Source organism: Gemmatimonadota bacterium (assembly GCA_026706345.1).
Classification (GTDB): domain Bacteria; phylum JAAXHH01; class JAAXHH01; order JAAXHH01; family JAAXHH01; genus JAAXHH01.
Window position 1 is genome coordinate 1 of the sequence record JAPOYX010000058.1, and the last position, 18,878, is coordinate 18,878.

Here is an 18,878-nt window from a genome sequence, read left to right on the forward strand (position 1 = left end):
TATCTATCCAATGTCGAGTACTACCTCTACCCCGAGGGACGTCTGGACGAATTCGCGGACAACATCCGATATCTGCCGACGGACAGCCATAGCGTGATGATCCGCGCTTTCGTGAATCTGCGGCAGAGGGCCCATCCGAAGCGGGTAGACCGGCACCTGATGACCACGGTGCTCCAGTATACACGATCCTTCAGCCAGTTGTTCGCCGACGGGGCCTACCGGTCCTACCTGGATCTGGGTGTTAAAAACTACATGCAGTAGGAGTCAGAGCGTCCGCTCGACCGTTTCTACCGCCTCCCGGAGCACCGTGGCTATCCGGCCCACCTCGTTTTCGCTGACGGTATAGGGCGGGCTGATCGCGACGTGGTCGCCGTTGACTCCGTCGAGGGGGCCTGGAGCCCCCGGCATGATCAGTACGCCCCGGTCAAAGGCTTCCCGGACCACGCGTCCCGTCACGCCAAGCGAGGGTTCGAAGGGAGTACCCCGCTCCTTGTCCGCCGCGAATTCGACGCCGCAGAGCAGGCCCTTGCCCCGCACCGTACGCACCATGGGCAGTTCGGTCAGCGGCTCCAGTTGTTCAAGCATCACTTCACCCATTTTCGCACAACGCTTTACGAGATGGTGACTTTCGACATATTCCTGTACGGCCAAAGCGGTGGCGCAGGACAGGGGATTACCGCCGTAGGTATGGCCGTGAACGAAGGCCGGCGCGGTCTCATAGATGGCATCGTAAATCTCGTCCCGCGCTATGGTCGCGGCGATCGGCGTGTATCCACTGCTGAGTCCCTTCCCGGTCGCCATCAGGTCCGGGACGATCCCCCAGTGGTCGATCCCGAAGTTGACCCCGGTCCTGCCGTATCCGGTGACGACTTCATCGATGATCAGGAGAATCCGGTAGTGATCGCAGATGTCCCTGATCGTGCTGAAGTAGTCGTCCGGAGGCGCCAGTCCGGCGGAGGACGTTCCCAGGATGGGTTCGACGATGAAGGCGGATATGTACTCCGCGCCGGTCTGCCGGATCACGCGCTCCAGTTCGTCGGTACTGTGCTGCCCAATATGGGGGAAGTCCAGCAGATAGGGCGTGTAGTCCTTCCTCCAGGCCGACCGGCCCGACATGGACAGGGCGCCGATCGTATTGCCGTGCCAGCTCTGCCAGCAGGAAACGACCTGATACTTTGACGGGTTCCCTGTTTCAATGTGGTATTTACGCGCGATCTTCATGGCCGCTTCCGTGGCTTCCGATCCGCCGGATACGAAGAACACCCGGCCCATTCCTTCGGGGGCCATTTCGGTGATTTTCCGGGCCAGGTCGATCTGTGGCTGGCTGGTGAACTGACCGTAGGCGAAGGTGACCTTTCGGGCCTGTTCGGCCATGGCCTCGGCGATTTCCTCGACGCCGTGGCCGATGCTGACCACGTGCACCCCCGCACACGCGTCCAGATAGGCCCTGCCTTCCGTATCATACAGATAGCATCCCCTGCCATGTGAAATCCGGGGCCAGTGGTCCTTGCGCGCACGGTGGAAGATGTATTCTTGCGGTTCACTTCGACGTACCATGTATACTCCGGGAATCACGCGTCCGGTTTGGAATCCCTGCGTCCGGCTCGGAAACCGGCGAGTCCGGTTCGAAACCGGGGGCCGTCTACGTTAAAACGCGCTGGTCGCTCAGATCCTGGCCTCCCACGGTCTCGACGATACTCGCGCCGCGGACGGCGATCTGCTCGAGTCCCTCGAAGGCGTTGACGATGTGATACTGCGTCGGCAGGTCCCGCCACGCTGCCCGGTGGAACCGCACCCTGCCTTTGCCGTTCCACTGCGCCGTCACCCTGCGGTTCGGGGCGGCGGACGGGGTCAACACGGCATACTCCGCGTCGGCCTCGCCCCACTCGCCGGTACGGGGTATGTACTTGTAGTGAAGGGTTCCCGTCACCACGGCGCGATCTTCCCCTATCTCCGCGCCATTGCCTTTTTCCGCAGTCGTTTTGTCCTCGGCCGCTTCTCCTTCGGCCTCCGCCGGGGCCTTCTCCATATCCGTCAGGCGCATGTCCATGAAGGTAAAGCCGAGCCACTCCGCCGCGCAGCGGGTTTCGCCGTTCAAGACGACCGGCGGCGGGATCGCGCAGTAGATCTTCGAGAAGCCCAACTGTTCTCTTCCCGTCAATATCGGGTCGGCCAGGTTCTCCCACAAGACGGCGAGAAAGGGGCCCCTGGCCCGGTCCCGCTTTCCTGCGTACTCGGCCGGGAAACTGACCCCGAGGGTATTGTATCCCCTGCCGGCCAGCCATTCTATTTCGGTCAGATAGGAAACCGTCACGGTGACCACGGGTTCGCCGGCCAGTGTGAAACCCGCCGGAAGCAGGGCGTCGAGCTGTTCCGCCCTGGTCAGGAATCTCACGGAATATGAAATGGACCGGGGAGTATCCCGACAGTCGAATCCGTGTCCTTCGGGTCCCTGCCTGGGACCCGCCGCTGGTCCGAAATGTGTCGGCATCATGTACATCCGGCCGGGCTGAAGCTTGTAGGGCATGGCGTTTTCTCACGGAAACCCGGCAGTTCGCCGCCGGGTCGAAGTGCGCACCGGGACGCGAATACACGCCGGACTGTCAAATATGTGCTGGCGTTTCAATGGTCGGACTATATACAATCCTTTCAATCCATGTCAAGTTCGGGGTATGCGACAGGCGGGAAGGCCATGCGGCACAGAATCCTCGGGAAGACCGGCATCCGGGTCAGCGAGATCGGACTCGGCGGGTTGTTTGTATCGACCTACGGCTCGGAGCGGGACGAAGGCATTCGGGCGGTTCGGCGGGGACTGGAACTCGGTATAAACTATGTCGACACGGCACCGTCATACAGCGATTCCGAGGAAGTGATGGGCCAGGCCTGGAAGGGGTGGCGCAACCCTACATCCTTTCGACCAAACTCGGCGGACGGCCGAAACCCTTCGATCCCCGGGACACGGAACAGTTGCGCCGCTCCATTGAGACCAGCCTCGAACTATTGAATCGCGACACGATCGACATACTCATGATCCACGAACCTGACCGGCCCGGCCAGTACGACTGGTTTACGGACTGGGAACGGTTTCACGGCCCCGTGTGCGAACTGCTCGAGGCACTGAAGTCGGAAGGCATAATCCGGCACACCGGCCTGGGAGGTACGACGGCGTATACGCTGCCCGCTATCATGGCGACCGGCGCGTACGATGTCGTGCTCACGGCGTTCAATTACAGCCTGCTCTGGCAGGAAGCGGTCCACGCGGTGTTTCCCGAGGCCGTGAAGCAGCACATGGGGATTGTCGTGGGATCCCCGCTGCAGCAGGGGGCGCTGTCCGCCTGTTACACCGAGCAGGTGGAGTGCGGGGCGCCCTGGTTGTCACCGCCCCGGCGCGAGCAGTTCAGGCGGCTATATGCCCTGGTGGAGGAGCTGGACATGCCTCTGCCGGAACTGGCGATCCGCTGGGTGTTGTCCAACCCCGTCGTATCCACGGTCCTGTCGGGATCGAGATCGGTCGAGGAGGTCGAGCAGAACGTCGGTTACGTGGCGTCGGGTCCGCTTTCCGGGACGGTCATGGACCGGGTGCGGGAAATCGCGGACATGGTGCCCTTCCGGCCTTTCGAGGAACCCTTTGGCCTGCCCTTCACACGCGCCTACCGGGGGCCGGGCATGGCGCGGTAGCAAAGATACGGACCGGCTGCCTCACCGGTCATCCGGTCGAACGTCCATCATGCCCAGGACATTACGCAACTTCGCGGCGGCCGTGGCGTAGTCGTACTTCGCCGTAACGTGATCGGTCTCGGCCTGCTTCAGGACGAACTGGGCGTCGATGAGCTCGAGCTGCGTGCTGACGCCGCCCTCGTACTGTACCTGCGCGATGGACAGGCCGCGGCTGGCCAATTCGACGGCCTCCTCGCCCGCCCTTACGCGTTCCGATGCCTCCACCACGTTGAGCACGGCCTCGGTGACGTCCACCTCGATCTGCTTTCCGAGCTGGTGTTCGACGTACCTTGACAGCTCATAGTCCGCCTGGGCCTGCATGATACGGCCCGAGTTCTGTCTGCCGTCGAAGACCGGAATCGATACGTTGATGAGCGTGTTCCAACTCCGGGAGAAGTCGTTGAACCCGATCGACTTGAAACCGGGGTCGTTCACCTGGGCCTGCATCAGGTATCCCGCGGAAAGCGATACGTCGAGTCCGTTTTCTCCCCGTGCGAGCCGGATCGCCGCATCGTTCATCGTGGTCTGCAGCCGGGCGGCTTTCAGGTCCGACCGGTTCTCCAGCGCCTGGTCCACGGCCGTTTCGATGTCCTCCGGCAAGCCGGATACGTCTACGTCGAGGCTGCCGGTACACCGGATACGCACCTGCCGCGGCAATCCGATCAGGCGCTTTAAGTTCGCTTTCGCGATCGCGAGCCGGTTCCCGGCCTGGGTGACCGGCGGGAGGGCGTTGGTTACTTCCACCCGAGCCCTGAGTACGTCATAATCCGATACCGTCCCGGCTTCGTAAAAACGCTGTACGCCTTCGTACTGGGCCACGGCACGGTCATGAGCCGCCGTGGAAACCTCCAGCGTGGCTTCGGCCAGCAGGACATCGTAGTACCCTTCGTGGACCTGGTGCACGATGTCCCCCCGCATACGTTCCGTGTTGGATGCCGAAATCTGCTGGAAGTAGCGCGCGATTCTCAGGCCGACTCCGACCTGCCCGCCCCGATAGATGGTCTGGGATAGATCGAGTCCGAAGTTGATCACGTTGTCGGTGCCCACCTTGAAGGTCTGGCCGCCGAAATTGAACTCCGGAAGAGCCCAGTTCCGGGTGATGGAACTGCTGAAGTCGAGCTTGGGCAGCGCTTCGGAATACGCTTCCCGCACGCGCGCCCGGGCACGGTCTTCCTCCAGCCGGGTGCTCAGCAGGGATTCGTTGTTCCTGAGCGCAAGCTCGACGGCCCGGTCGAGCGTAAGCACGATCTCGTCGTCCTGCTGGGCGGACAACGGAAGTGCGACGCCGGCCGCAAGGGCGATCGACACCACAGCATTAATCACGGCGCGAATCATGCTATCCTCCGGCTTAATTCTTCGGCTTTCGGTCATACCGCGGGTACGGGCTGATCAACGGCGGCACCGCTGTCCCGCCCGCTTTCTTCCTCGGCCCTGGCCTCCGCGTCACCCCGCTCGGCCCATCCCGATACGAAATCGTACATCACGGGAACCACGATCAGGGTCAACACCGTGGCAATGGCCAGTCCGAAGATCACGGCTACGCCCATGGGACCCCACCACTGCGAACTTTCGCCGCCTACTTCCAGGGTCAGGGTCATGAAATTGAAGCTGATCCCGGTAGTCAGGGGAATGAGGCCGAGGATGGTGGTGATCGCCGTCAACAGGACCGGCCGCAACCGGGTCACCCCACCCTGCACGATCGCCTCTCTTCGGCGCAGTCCGCGCCTTCGAAGTTTCCTGATATAGTCGATCAGCACGATGGCGTTGTTGACGACCACCCCCGCCAGGCTGATGACCCCGATCCCGGTCATGATGATGCCGAAGGGCGTGGCCGTCACGATCAGGCCGAAGAGGACGCCGATCAGCGACAGCACCACGGACATCATGATGATGAAGGGCATGGTGACGGAGTTGAACTGCGTGACCAGCACGAGGGTGATCAGGATCAGAGCGATGAAAAAAGCCCTGGAGAGAAAGGCGGTGGCTTCGTCTTGTTCGACGTTTTCACCGGCGTACCGCAGGGCGTAACCTTCCGGAAGCGCGAGGTCCGCCAGGGCGACCTGCACGTCCGTGAGCACATCGTTGGCGAGCCGGCCTTCCACGTCGCCCTCGATGGTGAGCACGCGTTCCTGGTCCTTCCGCTTGATCGACCCCACCCCGCCGGCCACGCGGGTCTGGGCCAGGATGCTCAACGAAACGAGTTCGTCATCGTGGATGATGTGTATACGTTCCAGGTCGGCGAACGTGGATCGCTCCGGCTCGGCGAAACGTACGACGATGTCGTATTCTTCCTCGCCGACACGGTACTTGGAGGCTTCCGTGCCGTTGATGGCCGTACGCACCGCCCGGGCGATCTGCGCCGTGTTCAGTTCAAGCAGGGCGGCCTGCTCGCGGTCGATTTCCACCTTCAGTTCCGGCTTGCCGGAGTCGTAGTCGTCCTTGAGGTCCACAAGGCCCGGGATGTTTTCGATGAGCAGCACGGCTTCATCGGCCAGCCGGCTGAGCACGGCGAAGTCCTCTCCCACGATTTCAATGTTGACGGGCGCCGCGGTGGGCGGACCGGGCTGCGGCGTGATGATTTCCACGTCGGCGCCGATGAGGCGCTCCATCCGCTGCCTGATCATCTCCACCGTACTGAAAGAGGACTGCCCCCTGTCCTGCCGTTCGAAAAAGTCCACGATGATCCGCGACTTGTGGGGCGTCCCGCCGCCACCCGCGCTGAAATCCTGCGGATTCGGGGATGATCCCACACTGGCGACATACTGGTTCATGTCGGGTACGTCCTGGATGAAATCCTCTGCCTGGCGGACGATGCCGTCGGAGACGTCCAGCTTGGTGCCGATCGCCGTGTTCACATCGATGTAAGCCTGGTTCGGTTCGGTCTCCGGGAAGAATTCCACCCCCTTGCCGATCAGCCCGTAAAGCACGATCATCCCGACGAGCGCGCCGCAGGTGACGAACATGACCGGCGTTCGATGCGCCAGCGCCCACATGAGAAACCGGCTGTACCGCTGACGTACGATCATCAGCCACTTCTGGTCCTTCCGGGCTGAGTTCACGGTGAGCAGCACGGAGCAGACCGTGGGATTGATGATGAGCCCGACGAAAAGCGAGGCAGAAAGGGTGATGATCAGCGTGGCCGGCAGGTAACTCATGAAATCGCCGATGATGCCGGGCCAGAAAAGCATGGGGGTGAAGGCGCACAGGGTCGTGAGGGTGGAAGTGCAGACCGGCACGGCCACCTCGCCCACTCCTTCGCGGGCGGCGCGGATCAGGGGAGTGCCTTCCTCGCGGTGGCGGTAGATGTTCTCGACGATGACGATGGCGTTGTCCACGAGCATGCCGAGCGCGAGGATCAGGCTGAAGAGCACGACCATGTTCAACGTGTAGCCCAGGATATCGAGCACGATGAAGGAGATCAGCATGGACAGCGGAATCGCTATGGCCACGAAAAGCGCGTTGCGCACGCCCATGAACATGAACAGCACGCAGACGACGAGGATCAGGCCCGAGATGATATTGTTCTCCAGGTCGCTGATCATGGACCGGATGTCCTTGGACTGATCCGCCAGGACCGCCAGGTTTACGGTCTTCGGCAATCGTCCCCGCTCCTCGTCCAGCAGTTCCTTTACGGCGTCGGCGATCTGAATCAGGTTCTCTCCGCTGCGTTTCTGTACGTTCAGGGAGACACAGGGCAGGCCGTTCATGCGTGCGAAGGTGGTTTCCTCTTTGAAACCGAACCGGACCTCCGCCACGTCCGCGATGGCGATGGGTTGTCGATTGCGGGTCTTGACCACCAGTGCCCCGATCTCGTCCGGGGTCGTGAATTCACCCGGGACCCGGACGGCGTACCGCAGGGTACCGGTCTTGATCGATCCGCCGGGCATATTCAGGTTTTCCTGGCGAATCGTTTCGATGATATCATCGAGTTCCAGGCCGTAGTACACCAGCCGATCCGGATCGACGTTGACCTGGACTTCCCGTTCCAACCCGCCCGCGACCGTTACGTCCAGCACGCCCGGAACCTGTTCGATACGCTGTTCCAGGTCCTCCGCGATGTCTTTCAGCGTTACGAGGCTGTGAGTCCCCGCGACGTTGATCACGAGGATGGGGATGTCGTCGAAATTGATCTCCTGGACGGTGGATTCCTCCGCGTCGTCCGGGATCTCGGCCCGCGCGAGGTCGACCTCTTCACGAACCTTCTGGAGCGCGTTGTTGATGTCGACGTCGGTTTCAAACTCGATGACCACCGTCGAGATGCCCTCGCTGGAGGTAGAGGAGATCTCCTTCACGTTGGCGAGTTCTTCAAGGTGCTTCTCGATCGGCTGGGTAACGAGGTTCTCGATATCCGCGGGAGACACGCCGAAATAGGGGGTGGCGACGAAAACGATCGGTATGGTGATCGAGGGAGCGGATTCGCGCGGGAGGGACAGGTAGGACATGAAGCCGAGGAGTATGACGGCCCCGGTCATGACGAAGATGCTGATTCTGTTTTTGATAGCCAGGTCAGAGACTTTCAAGTGGGGATACTCCCGTGGATGCCTGGGGCGAACGCCGTCACCGCGTTACATCCTGTCGTTTCTGACCTGAATGGATTCACCGTTCACCAGGTTCCGGTGGCCCACGACAATCAGGGAATCGCCGGCCGCAAGTCCGCTCGTAACCAGGACCTGGTCGCCCGAAGTCGAACCAAGCCCAACCGGTACGGACCGGGCGACGCTCTGGTCCGCCACGAATACGATCCGGCCCTGGTCGGTGTCTATGACGGCGTCCTGGGGGATGACGATGGCTTCCGGTATGTTGTCTTTGACGACGCGGATGGTGACGGCCATTTCGGGCTTGAGCCGGTGCGCCGGATTGTCCAGCGTGATTTCAACGGGTACGGTTCGGCTGTCCGGGTCCAGCGTCGTTCCGATATAGGAGACATCCGCTTCCAGGGTGACGTCCGGATAGGCGGGAAACGTCAACGCGGCCCGCGTGCCCTCGGCGACGTGTTTCAAATGCCGTTCGGGGACGCCGGTCACGATTTTGACCCGGTCGATATCTACCAGGTCCATCAGTTCCCTTCCCGGCGTGGCCAGTTCGCCCACCTCCAGATTGCGGCTGTCCACCACGCCGGAGATTGGCGCCCGGATGACCGTCTTGCTCAGGTAGGTCTGCGCCTGTTGACGCCGCGCGAGATTCATGTCATGGCGATACCTGGTGTCGAGGTACACGGACTCCGCAAGCGCTTTCTGCTCCAACAGCCGCTTCTGGTTGCGCAGGGTCAGGCCGCTGGCGTTCACGGCCGCCTCGGCCTCGTCCGCGGCAGCCCTGAGCAACTCGTCGTCCAGCCGGGCCAGCACGGCGTTCTGCCGCACAGACTCGCCTTTTTCAACCTCAATGCGCTTTACCAGTCCGGTCGCTTCGATACTCACCACAACACGCCGGACCGGCTTGACTTCGCCCACCAGCCTGAGGTGATTGATGAATTCCCGGGGGCGGACCACCCGGGTCACCACGTTTACGGCCCGCGTCTCCTCCACGACGGCCGCTTCGTTGGCGGCGCTGCCGCTTTCGCTGCAGCCCGCGGCCGCCAGTACGCCTGCCATGCATGCGGCCAAACCGAACCGACTCATAATGCGGGTGATCATCAATGCCTGCTCCTTGTCTTGCTGCCACGCCCTGTTTCAGCCCACGAATGTCGACTTGCAGGACCGGCCCCAATTACGTAACATCAGGAAAACCTGTCAAGTACATCTATACAAAGGAGAAGGGGGTTCATTCAATAAAACCGTTGTCCGCGGCAGGAAAGAATCCTTTGTCGCGGAGCCGGTCTGCGGTCGACCCCGGCATATATGTGGAAACCGTTCAACAACTTCGTTTACCGCGTCTTCTTTGCATACCGAAATCGCAGGTCGCGCGAGAGGACCCGGAGATGGGCAGCCCGGGTTTCATCCCCGTCGAATCCGGAACCCCGGCCCGTTCTGTACGTGGCATGGGGCAGGATCGGAGACGTGGTGCTCGCCACGGGACATCTCAAGCAGTTGCGCCGGTGGTTTCATCCCCGTCCAGTCTGGTTCCTGGGAAGATCCCGTGTGAAGCCTGTCGTCGAACCGTTCGTCGACGCTTTCCTGCCGTTTCCCGATCCGTCTGAGGCGGAAACCGACTCCGGTACCGCTCCCGCCGCCTCGCTCGAACGGATCGTGAACCAGTCGTTTCGGTACATCATCGCGGACATCCACACGTTCTACGGCGGCCTGTTCACCCTAGATTCCCTGCTGGCCGCCCTGCGGGCAGACCGGAAATTCGTCTACGAAGGATACTACCTGGGCAAGGACCTGGCGCCGGAACGGCCTTATCCGGCCGGTTACGAGATCGTGCCGACGTACGAGGGCCGGGCGGACCCCAGTACGGGAGACGACGGGTTCCATGTACTGAATCACAACACCCATTACATCCGGCATGTGCTTGAACAGTGCGGCGTCGAGACAGTGGACGGAGAGTTGTGGCGCCCGGACATGGGTCATATCGGGCCGGGGACGGAGGAATGCCGCCGGTTCGGGATAGAGCCGGGGGGTTACGTCGCGTGGCAACCCGCCAGCGAGAACCGGCGGAAAGACTATCCACCGCCGCACTGGGCGGAGACCATCAGCGCTTTTCCGGATCAACAGTTTGTCGCGCTGGTTGAGCCCGGGAAGGCCGCGGGCCTGGAATGGACAGCCTCGCATGACGTGCGGGTAATCGAGACGACATTATCCCGGGCAATGCGTTTGATCAGGGCGGCGCGCCTGTTCGTCGGACTCGATTCGGTGCTCAGCCATATCGCGGCTACGCTGGGCACGCCCACGGTGTGTGTCTGTCCGGACAGCCACCTCGGGTACTTCTTCCCCTATCCCCGCAACTACGGCTACACGAATCTGCACACGGTCTTTCATCCGGATTACCGGTCTTGCAGGGGCTGTTTCATGACATGCCGGCACGAACCCCTCACGTCGACCATCACCCGGGGCGCGCTTTGTCTCCGCGCATTGCCGCCCCGCCTGGTCATCGACGCCATCCGGGCCGCGCTATAGAACGAGACCGAAACACAGGTCGGCGACAGATTTGAGGACAAAACGGGAAGGAAGGGCGCACGCGATGAGGCGCTCGAGATCGAATGCGCCAAGGAGACCGAAGCAGAAGAGTGAGGACATGGTCTCATACCGTCCAGGTTCATCAATCAGGCGGCGCAGGCTGTCCAGTCCTTTGTGCAACACGACTTCATCCACTTCCCGATCGGACATGGCCGCCGCCATAAGGGCGATCACGGAGGACACGGGTCCGGAGGCGACCACACCCAGCCGGGGCGTTTTCATATGATTCATGACCGCCGCGAGCTGGGCGACCTGGAGGCCCAGCATCCGGCCGCCGCTCGATGAGAGCATCATCGTCCACTGGTGGGGCGCCTTGCCCAGTCCGCACGCGCCTTGCATGATCACTTCGACCGCCATGGCCGAAGATCCCAACCGGAGGGTTTCCTCCACCAGGCGCTCTGCCCCATCCATTCCCTCATCGGTCATGATCACGTGTGTTTTCCCGGAAACCTGCTTCGGAAGCGAGGATATCGCCACCGGAAGGATCCAGCCTTCCCGCAGACGGTAATGACGGCATGTCTTCCGGACCCCGTTATCGATCTTCGAGGAAACCGTCGTCACGGTCTCGACCGGAAAGGACCGATACCGCAGAACGGATTTGAGCCGTTCCCCGCCCGCGCGTCTCCATCGGCCCAGTGCGGATGCTTCACGAGGGGGCTTGCCACGTTTGAGCCCGTCCGCGACGGACCGGGCCAGGGCAACGAAATCGGCGTTCCCCGCCGGCGTTCCAACCGTCAACTCCTCTTCTGTACGAATTTCGTCTTCCGAGGGAATCTCCGCGTCACGGGCCTGCTCCTCCTGCAGGAAATGACGATTCAGAAACCGGTAGAATCGTTCCCGGTGTTCCAGCTCGTAATTGTGGGTACCCGGATCTACATTATTGTGAAACGCAAAGGCGTCCGGCCTTCCCAGTGCAGCGTAGAGCGGTCGAACCGGCTCATAGACAGAGGGTTTTGCCCTGGCGGTCTGGAAGCAACAGTCGTCGTGTTCGTTGTACAGCAACAGGGCGGGCCGCGGCGCAAGCATGGCCGTGAGCAGGGGATAGTCGGCCGTCATGGCGAGATCCGACGCGTTCTGTTCGATGTCACCCCGGTCGGCGCGGTGGTTGACCCGGCTGTCCAGGCCGATGTAGCCGGCGTTGGGCACGGCGAGCCGCACCCGTGTGTCCAGCGCGGCGAGGATGATCGTCTGCCAGCCGCCGCCGGACAGGCCGGTTACGGCCATGCGCTCGGGATCGACGGGATCCCGGGCCAGCAATACGTCCAGCGCGCGGCTCATGGCAAGGTAGAAAACGGCTATGCCGGCGACACCGCACAGGTCCAGGTAACTGGCGTTGTTGTGCTGGTATCCCGGACCCTGCAACTCGCCGAAGCACAGCCATTCGGGATTCAGGGCCACCATGCCCCGCCTGGCCAGGTTGACGCACCGCACCTGCTTGTAGTCCACCGCCTTTCCCGGCGGACCCACGTGTCCGTTCAGGTTCAGCACGCCCGGCGCCATTGCCGGTAACGGATCGGGTTCGTAGAGCAGGGCGGGAATCACCAGACCGGGCAGCGCCCTGTATGTCAGCTTGCGAATGCGGTATCCCTTGCCTGTTTCAATCACTTCCTTCCATTCGACATTCGACTCTCCCGACCTCCATTCCCCGGGAACCCCCTTGAAAATCACCTCATCCAGCATGGTCTGGCGCAGCTTCCCGGCTTCCTCTTCCCACGTTTCAGCGTCAGGAAGCTTGAATCCGGGTACGCGGTCAAGCAGATGCGCCTTCAGGGCATCCACCATGTGGAGTTCATGGAACGGCGCCGGAGCAGTCCGGCCGTTCTCCGGGTCCACGTCATGCCGGGCGCGGTCAGTCATCGGTGCGGCTCCTTTCGAATCTGGCTTGAGATTTCCGTATGATTCCCCGATACAGGCCGCATGCGCACTTCCACGTCGAGCCGGATATCTCCCCCTCCGTGCAACACGCCCCGCGTGGGTGAAACGTCCTGGTAGTCTCTTCCCACCGCCACCCGTACGTGCCGCTCGTCGACGAAGGTCGAATTCGTGGGATCGAATCCGGTCCAGCCGAGTCCGGGCAACAGGCACTCCACCCAGGCATGGGAGGTCATTCCCCGGTCGGCCGCGCCCCGGGCCGTTATATCATGCAAATACCCCGAAACATACCGGGAAGGTATACCCCAGGTCCGCGCGATGGCGATCATGACGTGGGCGTAATCCTGACATACCCCCCGCCCGGTATCCAGGATGTGTTCAATCGAAGAAGAAATCGAGGTGCTTCCCGGCACATACTCGAAACGATCGAAGAGCAGCTCGGAGAGCCGCTTCAACGCGGTCAGCGGATCGCCCGCGGGTTCGATCCCGTTTCGCTGAACGAATTGCTCTAGGGCCGAAGAAGGCCGCGCCAGACCGCTGTGATCCAGAAAGTCCCAGTGATGAAACGAATCGCGCCAGTCCCGGATCGTCTCCCACGCTCCGTCTTCGCACCGCTCCGGCAGCGAATCCGCGGGGATCATGTCAACTGTGGATCGGGCCGTGATGTCCAGGAACCGGTGTTCACGGTACAGGTGCAGCTGGTGCTTCATATTGCCGAAGCAGTCCGTAACCTGGAAGAGCGAACCTGCCGGTTCCGTCTCGATCAGAAACCGGTTTACGCGCTGGCTGCGATCCTCGACGGGTTTAAGCGCCAGGTACATCGAACAGCTGCGCACCGGGAGGTCGTAACGATACTTCGTCACATGTTCGATCTGGTATCGGAGGGTTTCTGCCATGGTGTCAGTGGGCGGTATGCGCCCCCAACGGGTAGTCGAAATAGGCGTCCATGATGCACTGGTGAAGCGCTCTGCTGTCGACGTTGATCCGGCCAAGCGCCGTGTGCCACGCCATCACGCCGTTTCGGCCTTCCCGGACAAGTCCGCACAGTGAGGCGCTCAGTTCCGATGCCTCTTCGCTCGAACGAGGCGCCGGACCGGGACCGATGGCGCCCAGCACGGCGCCGATCATGTCCACGGACCTGCGGATCGAACCCGGCAACATAGCGTCTGTCACGATCAGCTCGAGCACCTGGCCGGGTTGAACGACGACGCTATAGGCATGCACGTACGCTTCAAATGCATGGAACACGCGCAGCAGATTCGCCCAGTCCGCGTCGAATGACTCGTCCTCGCGTTCATGGGCGCCGATCTGTGACAACAGAACCGCGGCGGAGAGCTGCACCCGTTCGATGTATCTGCCCAGTTGGATGAAATGCCAGCCGTCGTCACGATACATGGTCGCGTCGGTCACGCCGGTGAAGGTGTTGATTTCCTCCGCCGTCCCGGCGTAAAACGACTCCGGCGTCGTCTTCCAGATCTCCTGGATGTTGAGTTTCTGCAGACGCAGGTAGGCCATGTTCAACGAAAGCCACATCTCGGCGCTGATGTAGTTACGAACCTGCCGGGCGTTCTCCCGAGCGTATCCGAAGCAGTTCCAGATGGAATCCGGGTTCGTGGGTTCGAAGGTGAGGTGGTCGGCCAGGGTGTATGAATCGGCGAGCGTGTAGTCATCGCTGCCGAAGGCTTCCAGGGTACCGGCGGGAGGCGACTGGTTCATGCTGCTGTATACCCGGTTCCATCCGAAATGGATCTCCCGAAGCGGACGGTCCACCAGCGTTTCCACCTGCAACTGCATCAGCCGGCACAGGTGCGCCGCGCGCTCGAGATACCGGGCCATCCAGTAAAGACCCTGTGCGCCTCTAGACAGCATTCATTCCCCCAGAACCCAGATGTCCTTGCCGCCCCCGCCCTGGCTGGAGTTTACGACCAGGCTGCCCTCGCGCAACGCAACGCGGCAGAAAGCCCCCGGGACGATGCGCGTCTCCCGTCCATGGAGCACGAAGGGGCGCAGGTCCACGTGCCGGGCCGCGGCCCGGCCGTCGATCAGGCACGGAGCGCGTGACAGGTCGAGCACGGGCTGCGCGATGAAATCTGCGGGATTCCCGCGCATCTCCCGGGCGTAAGCTTCCCGCTCCCCGGGGGTCGACCCGGGTCCGATCAGCATGCCGTATCCGCCCGACTCGCCCACCCGTTTCACGACGAGATCCTGCAGGTTGTCCAGTGTGTACTCCAGATCTTCCGGCCGCCGGCAGATATAAGTCTTCACATTCCTGAGCAGCGGTTCTTCGCCCAGGTAGTAGCGAATCATGTCGGGCACATAGGCGTAAACGCTCTTGTCGTCCGCGACACCCGTGCCCGGCGCGTTTACCAGGGTCACGTTTCCGGCCCGGTAAACGCCCATCAGGCCCGGCAAGCCCAGAAGGGAGTCGGTACGGAACACCAGGGGGTCCAGGAAATCGTCGTCCACCCGGCGGTAGATGACGTCCACCCGGCGCAGGCCGGAGGTGGTGCGCATGTACACGTAGCCCCCGTCGACCAGCAGGTCCCGGCCTTCAACCAGGGTTGCGCCGATCTCATGCGCCAGATAGATGTGCTCGTAGAATGCCGAATTGTATACACCAGGGGTGAGGAGCACCACGCACGGGTCGGTTTCTTCGCGGGGCGCGAGTTCGTGCAGCGTTTCACGGAGCAGGCGGCCGTATTGCTCGACTTCCCGCACCCGGCAACTGCGATACAGCCTTCGAAGATTGGTCTTGACGACTTTCCGGTTGGCGACCATGTAGGATACGCCGGAGGGTACGCGCAGATTATCCTCCAGGACATGAAATCCTTCGTTCGTTCGTACCAAGTCGGTTCCGCAGACCGCGACGTAGGTCTCGTGGGGCACGGGCACTCTCCGCATTTCCACGCGGTACTGGGGACAGCCCCGGACCATGTCGACGGGAATGACCCCGTCCGCGACGATGCGGGCGGGCCCGTAAACATCGGCCAGAAACCGGTTCAAGGCCTTCAGGCGCTGGGTAAGACCGGTTTCCAGCTGCCGCCACTCGCCCGCGGAAATGAGCCGGGGGAGGCAGTCGACGGGCATGATGCGCTCGTTGGTTTCCTCGTCGCCGTAAACGGTAAATGTGATTCCTTCGCTTGAAAAGGAATGGGTAACCCGTTCCTGCATGCGAACGAGTTCTTCACTGGAGAGCCGGAGCAGGGATTCGTATAGCGTGCGGCAGTGATCGCGCGCCATGCCGTCGGGGAGGAACATCTCGTCGTAGAAAGCGGCGTCCAGTTCGTACGTGTCGAAATCCATAACCAGGGGCTCCGATCCGTGTGACTACGAGATCCTTGTCCTGGAACTGCAAGGCATGGTGACGCGCTGATGACGCGCGAGCGCGTTGATGAGGCGCGCGAAGCATCCATCATACCTTACTCATGCATTTCTCACCTCTTCCTCATGCTTTCTGCCGGATAACATGTTATATTCGGAAATACAACAGATCAAGCGGAAGTCTGTTTCACGGAAACAACAGCGGCAGGTACTGCATGGTCATGTGCAGTTTAAGATCACATGTAATTAAGCTGTTGAAACATTTAAGAAGGTGGAACATTTTTGTTGCACTTTTTGCATGCCTCGGTATCTTGATTTGTCAAGCCAATTACACCGACCTGAATTCCGATTAAAGACGTTTGATCGATACTCTCCCTCGATTACCAGGAGCATCCCCGTTTATTAGCACCGCGGAAGGCGTTATATGGTTTTAGATTTCGGCAACATGCTCACCGCGTACTTCGATTTCATCTGGATGTCCTTCCTGCTGCTGGGTCCGATGCTGGTTCTCGGCCTGTTGCTGTCGGGCCTGATCCACGTCTTCATCTCCAGGGAAGCGATACTCAGATGGCTTCAGGACGACAGCCTCAGGTCGGTTTCCATAAGCTCAGCCGTCGGCGTTCCGGTGCCCCTCTGCAGTTGCTCAGTCGTTCCCGTCGTAGCCGAAATGCGTCGCAAGGGCGCTTCCCGTTCCTCCTGTATGGCCTTCCTGATTACGGCGCCGGAAACGGGAGTGGACTCGATCCTGGTCACCAATGCCTTCTTTGGGTTCGTGGTGGCCGTGATCCGGCCGGTCATCAGCTTTATCACCGCCGTAGTGGCGGGCATCTTCTGCATTGGCCTGATCCGGGACGACAGCGGCGCGGCGCGGCCGGGCGACGAAGATCATGACCACGATCACCACGACCACGATCACGACCACGATCACGACCATGATCACGACCATGATCACGATCACGACCATGGACACGATACGCTCCTTTCCGATAAGGACGACTGCTACGTGAGCCCTTCCGCCATGAAAGTGCTGATGGTGAAGTGGTTCAAAGGGATATCGACCATCGCTTCCACGTGGAGGTTCGGATCCTGGATCAAACCGGCCTTCTACCGCGAATTGAATCTGGTAGAGCGCAAGAAAACAGACGAGGCCACCAGGGAGGATGTCATCGAGGAAGAATACCCCGGGCTCGATTTCAAGAAGATCGTCAAGCATATCCTGCACTACGGCTTCGTCGAGATCGCCGATGATATCCTCTTTGCCCTGCTCGTGGGTATCGCCCTCGGCGGCGTGCTGTATCTCATCATTCCCGCGGACCTGATGGCCAACGAGTACGCCCGTTGGATTTCCTATCCCGTCATGATTATCGTCGGCGTCCCGCTGTACATCTGCGCCTCCGCGAGTACGCCGATAGCCGCCGCGCTGGTGGCCAAGGGGTTCAGCCCCGGAGCCGCCCTGATCTTTCTGATGACCGGACCGGCGACCAATACAAGCACGATCGCGATCATCATGAGCCAGTTCGGCACGCGGTTCGCAGCCGTATACGTTACTACCGTCATCCTGGTGACGGCCGCCCTGGGAATCGGCATCGACATCATGCTGCTGGCGACGGGACTGACCGTCTCCGTAAATCTGCTTCCTTCCGAGTCCGCGACCCTCCAATTCATCCAATGGGCAGGCGGCATCTTCCTGATCGTTCTTATCATCTGGCGGTTCCGCGCCGGAGCGATGCGCAGCGGCTACGAGGATATGATGCTCAATATCCGGCCCCTGTCCAGGCGCTGGCAGCAAACCTGGAAACGGCTGACCCGGAACCGGTCCCTGCGCGGTACGATTTCGCCGCGCACCCCCATGGGCATGATGCTGTGGGGCTTGCTCCTGGTCCTGTTCCTCGGCAGCGGCTTCACCGTCGTACACCCCGGCCATGTCGGATACGGCCGCCTGTTCGGGGAGGTCTACTGGAAAGACCTTCAGCCCGGCCTGCATTATCTCGCGCCGCGTCCCTTCGTCAGGGTGGACAAGTGGCCGGTGAAAGAGGTCAAGACCATTATGGCGGACACCCCGTACGAGTTCGTTTCGGGCGACCTGAACATGCTTATGCTCAACGTGGATGTCCAGTACCGGGTGAAGGACCCCTACACGTATCATTATCGCACGTCGGATCCGGCGGAAATCATCGAGGATACGGTCAGGGAACATATCCGTACCTTCGTGAACGCCCGCGACCTGGACGGGCTGCTCACCGCGTACCGGGCCGACCTGGAACGGGAACTCACCCGACTTTTCTCTCCGGATGTCTTTGAACAGGACGCTCAATCGGTGCTCGCCACCGTCGATCTCGTCAAGGTCAACTTGTTGAACGTCAGTCCGGCGGCCGAGGCGATCGGCGCGTTCAGGGAGATTTCGAGCGCCCAGGAGGACCGGGAAAGGATCATCGTCAACGCGCAGCGATTCATGGTTTCCCTGGTGCCCCGCGCCCACGGCAACGCCGAGTACGAAAGGGAACAGGCCGACGGAGAGGCTTTCCGCAGGGTAGTCGCCGCATCGGCGGAAGCCGATGCCATTTCGGTCATTGCGACCGCCATGCAGACGGCGCCTGACGTTCTCCGGAACATGTTGTGGAGAGAAAAGCTGGAAACCGCGCTGACTGGAAATCCCAAGATCATCGTGCCCAACAGACAAAGCTTCAACAAGGTCGCGATCTGGAAGAAGCGATCGGCGGAAGCGGCCGGCCGGCCCCCCCCCCCCCCCCCCCCCCCCACCCCCCCCCCCCGCGGCTCGGGGTGAACAAACAGGAACGCTACACAGGGCCGGCGCCCCCCCCCGCCCTCGGCGCGGGGGGCCCGGCGACCACC

At 61.5% G+C, this 18,878-nt stretch carries 13 protein-coding genes; 4 read left to right on the plus strand and 9 right to left on the minus strand.

What is annotated here, in order from left to right:
* A partial coding sequence (locus OXG98_04825) for a hypothetical protein (GenBank protein ID MCY3771327.1) occupies positions 1-261 on the plus strand: 261 nt, incomplete at its 5' end.
* Between the two features lie 3 nt (positions 262-264).
* Here OXG98_04825 and OXG98_04830 read toward each other — a convergent pair.
* Entirely contained in the window at positions 265-1,557 is a 1,293-nt protein-coding gene (locus tag OXG98_04830; GenBank protein ID MCY3771328.1) for an aminotransferase class III-fold pyridoxal phosphate-dependent enzyme, read from the minus strand.
* A gap of 85 nt (positions 1,558-1,642) precedes the next feature.
* Entirely contained in the window at positions 1,643-2,527 is an 885-nt protein-coding gene (locus OXG98_04835) for an acetoacetate decarboxylase family protein (protein MCY3771329.1), read from the minus strand.
* Between the two features lie 365 nt (positions 2,528-2,892).
* Here OXG98_04835 and OXG98_04840 point away from each other — a divergent pair, with 365 nt between their 5' ends.
* Positions 2,893-3,678 carry an aldo/keto reductase gene (locus OXG98_04840; GenBank protein MCY3771330.1) on the plus strand — a complete coding sequence of 262 codons (786 nt, stop codon included), beginning with the start codon at positions 2,893-2,895 and terminating at the stop codon, positions 3,676-3,678.
* Positions 3,679-3,699: 21 nt separating this feature from the next.
* Here OXG98_04840 and OXG98_04845 read toward each other — a convergent pair whose 3' ends face one another.
* The 3 genes from OXG98_04845 to OXG98_04855 are packed head-to-tail and all read right to left on the minus strand — an operon-like array spanning position 3,700 to position 9,350.
* Positions 3,700-5,052, minus strand: a complete 1,353-nt coding sequence (locus tag OXG98_04845) for a TolC family protein (GenBank protein MCY3771331.1) — start codon at positions 5,050-5,052, stop codon at positions 3,700-3,702.
* A 32-nt stretch (positions 5,053-5,084) separates the two neighbouring features.
* A complete protein-coding gene (locus tag OXG98_04850; GenBank protein MCY3771332.1) occupies positions 5,085-8,237 on the minus strand; it encodes an efflux RND transporter permease subunit in 3,153 nt (1,050 codons plus the stop codon).
* Positions 8,238-8,282: 45 nt separating this feature from the next.
* Positions 8,283-9,350, minus strand: a complete 1,068-nt coding sequence (locus OXG98_04855) for an efflux RND transporter periplasmic adaptor subunit (GenBank protein ID MCY3771333.1) — start codon at positions 9,348-9,350, stop codon at positions 8,283-8,285.
* Positions 9,351-9,689: 339 nt separating this feature from the next.
* On the opposite strand from OXG98_04855, the gene OXG98_04860 reads away from it, so the two are divergent.
* Positions 9,690-10,772 (plus strand): hypothetical protein, encoded by a 1,083-nt coding sequence (locus tag OXG98_04860; GenBank protein ID MCY3771334.1) that lies wholly within the window; start codon positions 9,690-9,692, stop codon positions 10,770-10,772.
* Here OXG98_04860 and OXG98_04865 read toward each other — a convergent pair.
* The 4 genes from OXG98_04865 to OXG98_04880 are packed head-to-tail and all read right to left on the minus strand — an operon-like array spanning position 10,767 to position 16,007.
* Positions 10,767-12,689, minus strand: a complete 1,923-nt coding sequence (locus OXG98_04865) for an acetylxylan esterase (protein ID MCY3771335.1) — start codon at positions 12,687-12,689, stop codon at positions 10,767-10,769. The genes OXG98_04860 and OXG98_04865 overlap by 6 nt on opposite strands.
* Positions 12,686-13,600: a transglutaminase family protein gene (locus tag OXG98_04870; GenBank protein ID MCY3771336.1), complete on the minus strand. Its 915-nt coding sequence runs from the start codon at positions 13,598-13,600 to the stop codon at positions 12,686-12,688. Before OXG98_04870 ends, OXG98_04865 begins: the two co-directional genes overlap by 4 nt.
* A 4-nt stretch (positions 13,601-13,604) precedes the next feature.
* The gene (locus tag OXG98_04875) at positions 13,605-14,573 is read right to left on the minus strand and encodes an alpha-E domain-containing protein (GenBank protein ID MCY3771337.1); all 969 of its coding nucleotides are present in this window, start codon (positions 14,571-14,573) and stop codon (positions 13,605-13,607) included.
* On the minus strand, positions 14,574-16,007 hold the full coding sequence (locus tag OXG98_04880) for a circularly permuted type 2 ATP-grasp protein (protein MCY3771338.1): 1,434 nt from the start codon (positions 16,005-16,007) through the stop codon (positions 14,574-14,576). It abuts the gene before it with no gap.
* 442 nt (positions 16,008-16,449) lie between these two features.
* Here OXG98_04880 and OXG98_04885 point away from each other — a divergent pair, with 442 nt between their 5' ends.
* On the plus strand, positions 16,450-18,810 hold the full coding sequence (locus OXG98_04885; GenBank protein ID MCY3771339.1) for an SO_0444 family Cu/Zn efflux transporter: 2,361 nt from the start codon (positions 16,450-16,452) through the stop codon (positions 18,808-18,810).
* Positions 18,811-18,878: the final 68 nt, after the last annotated feature.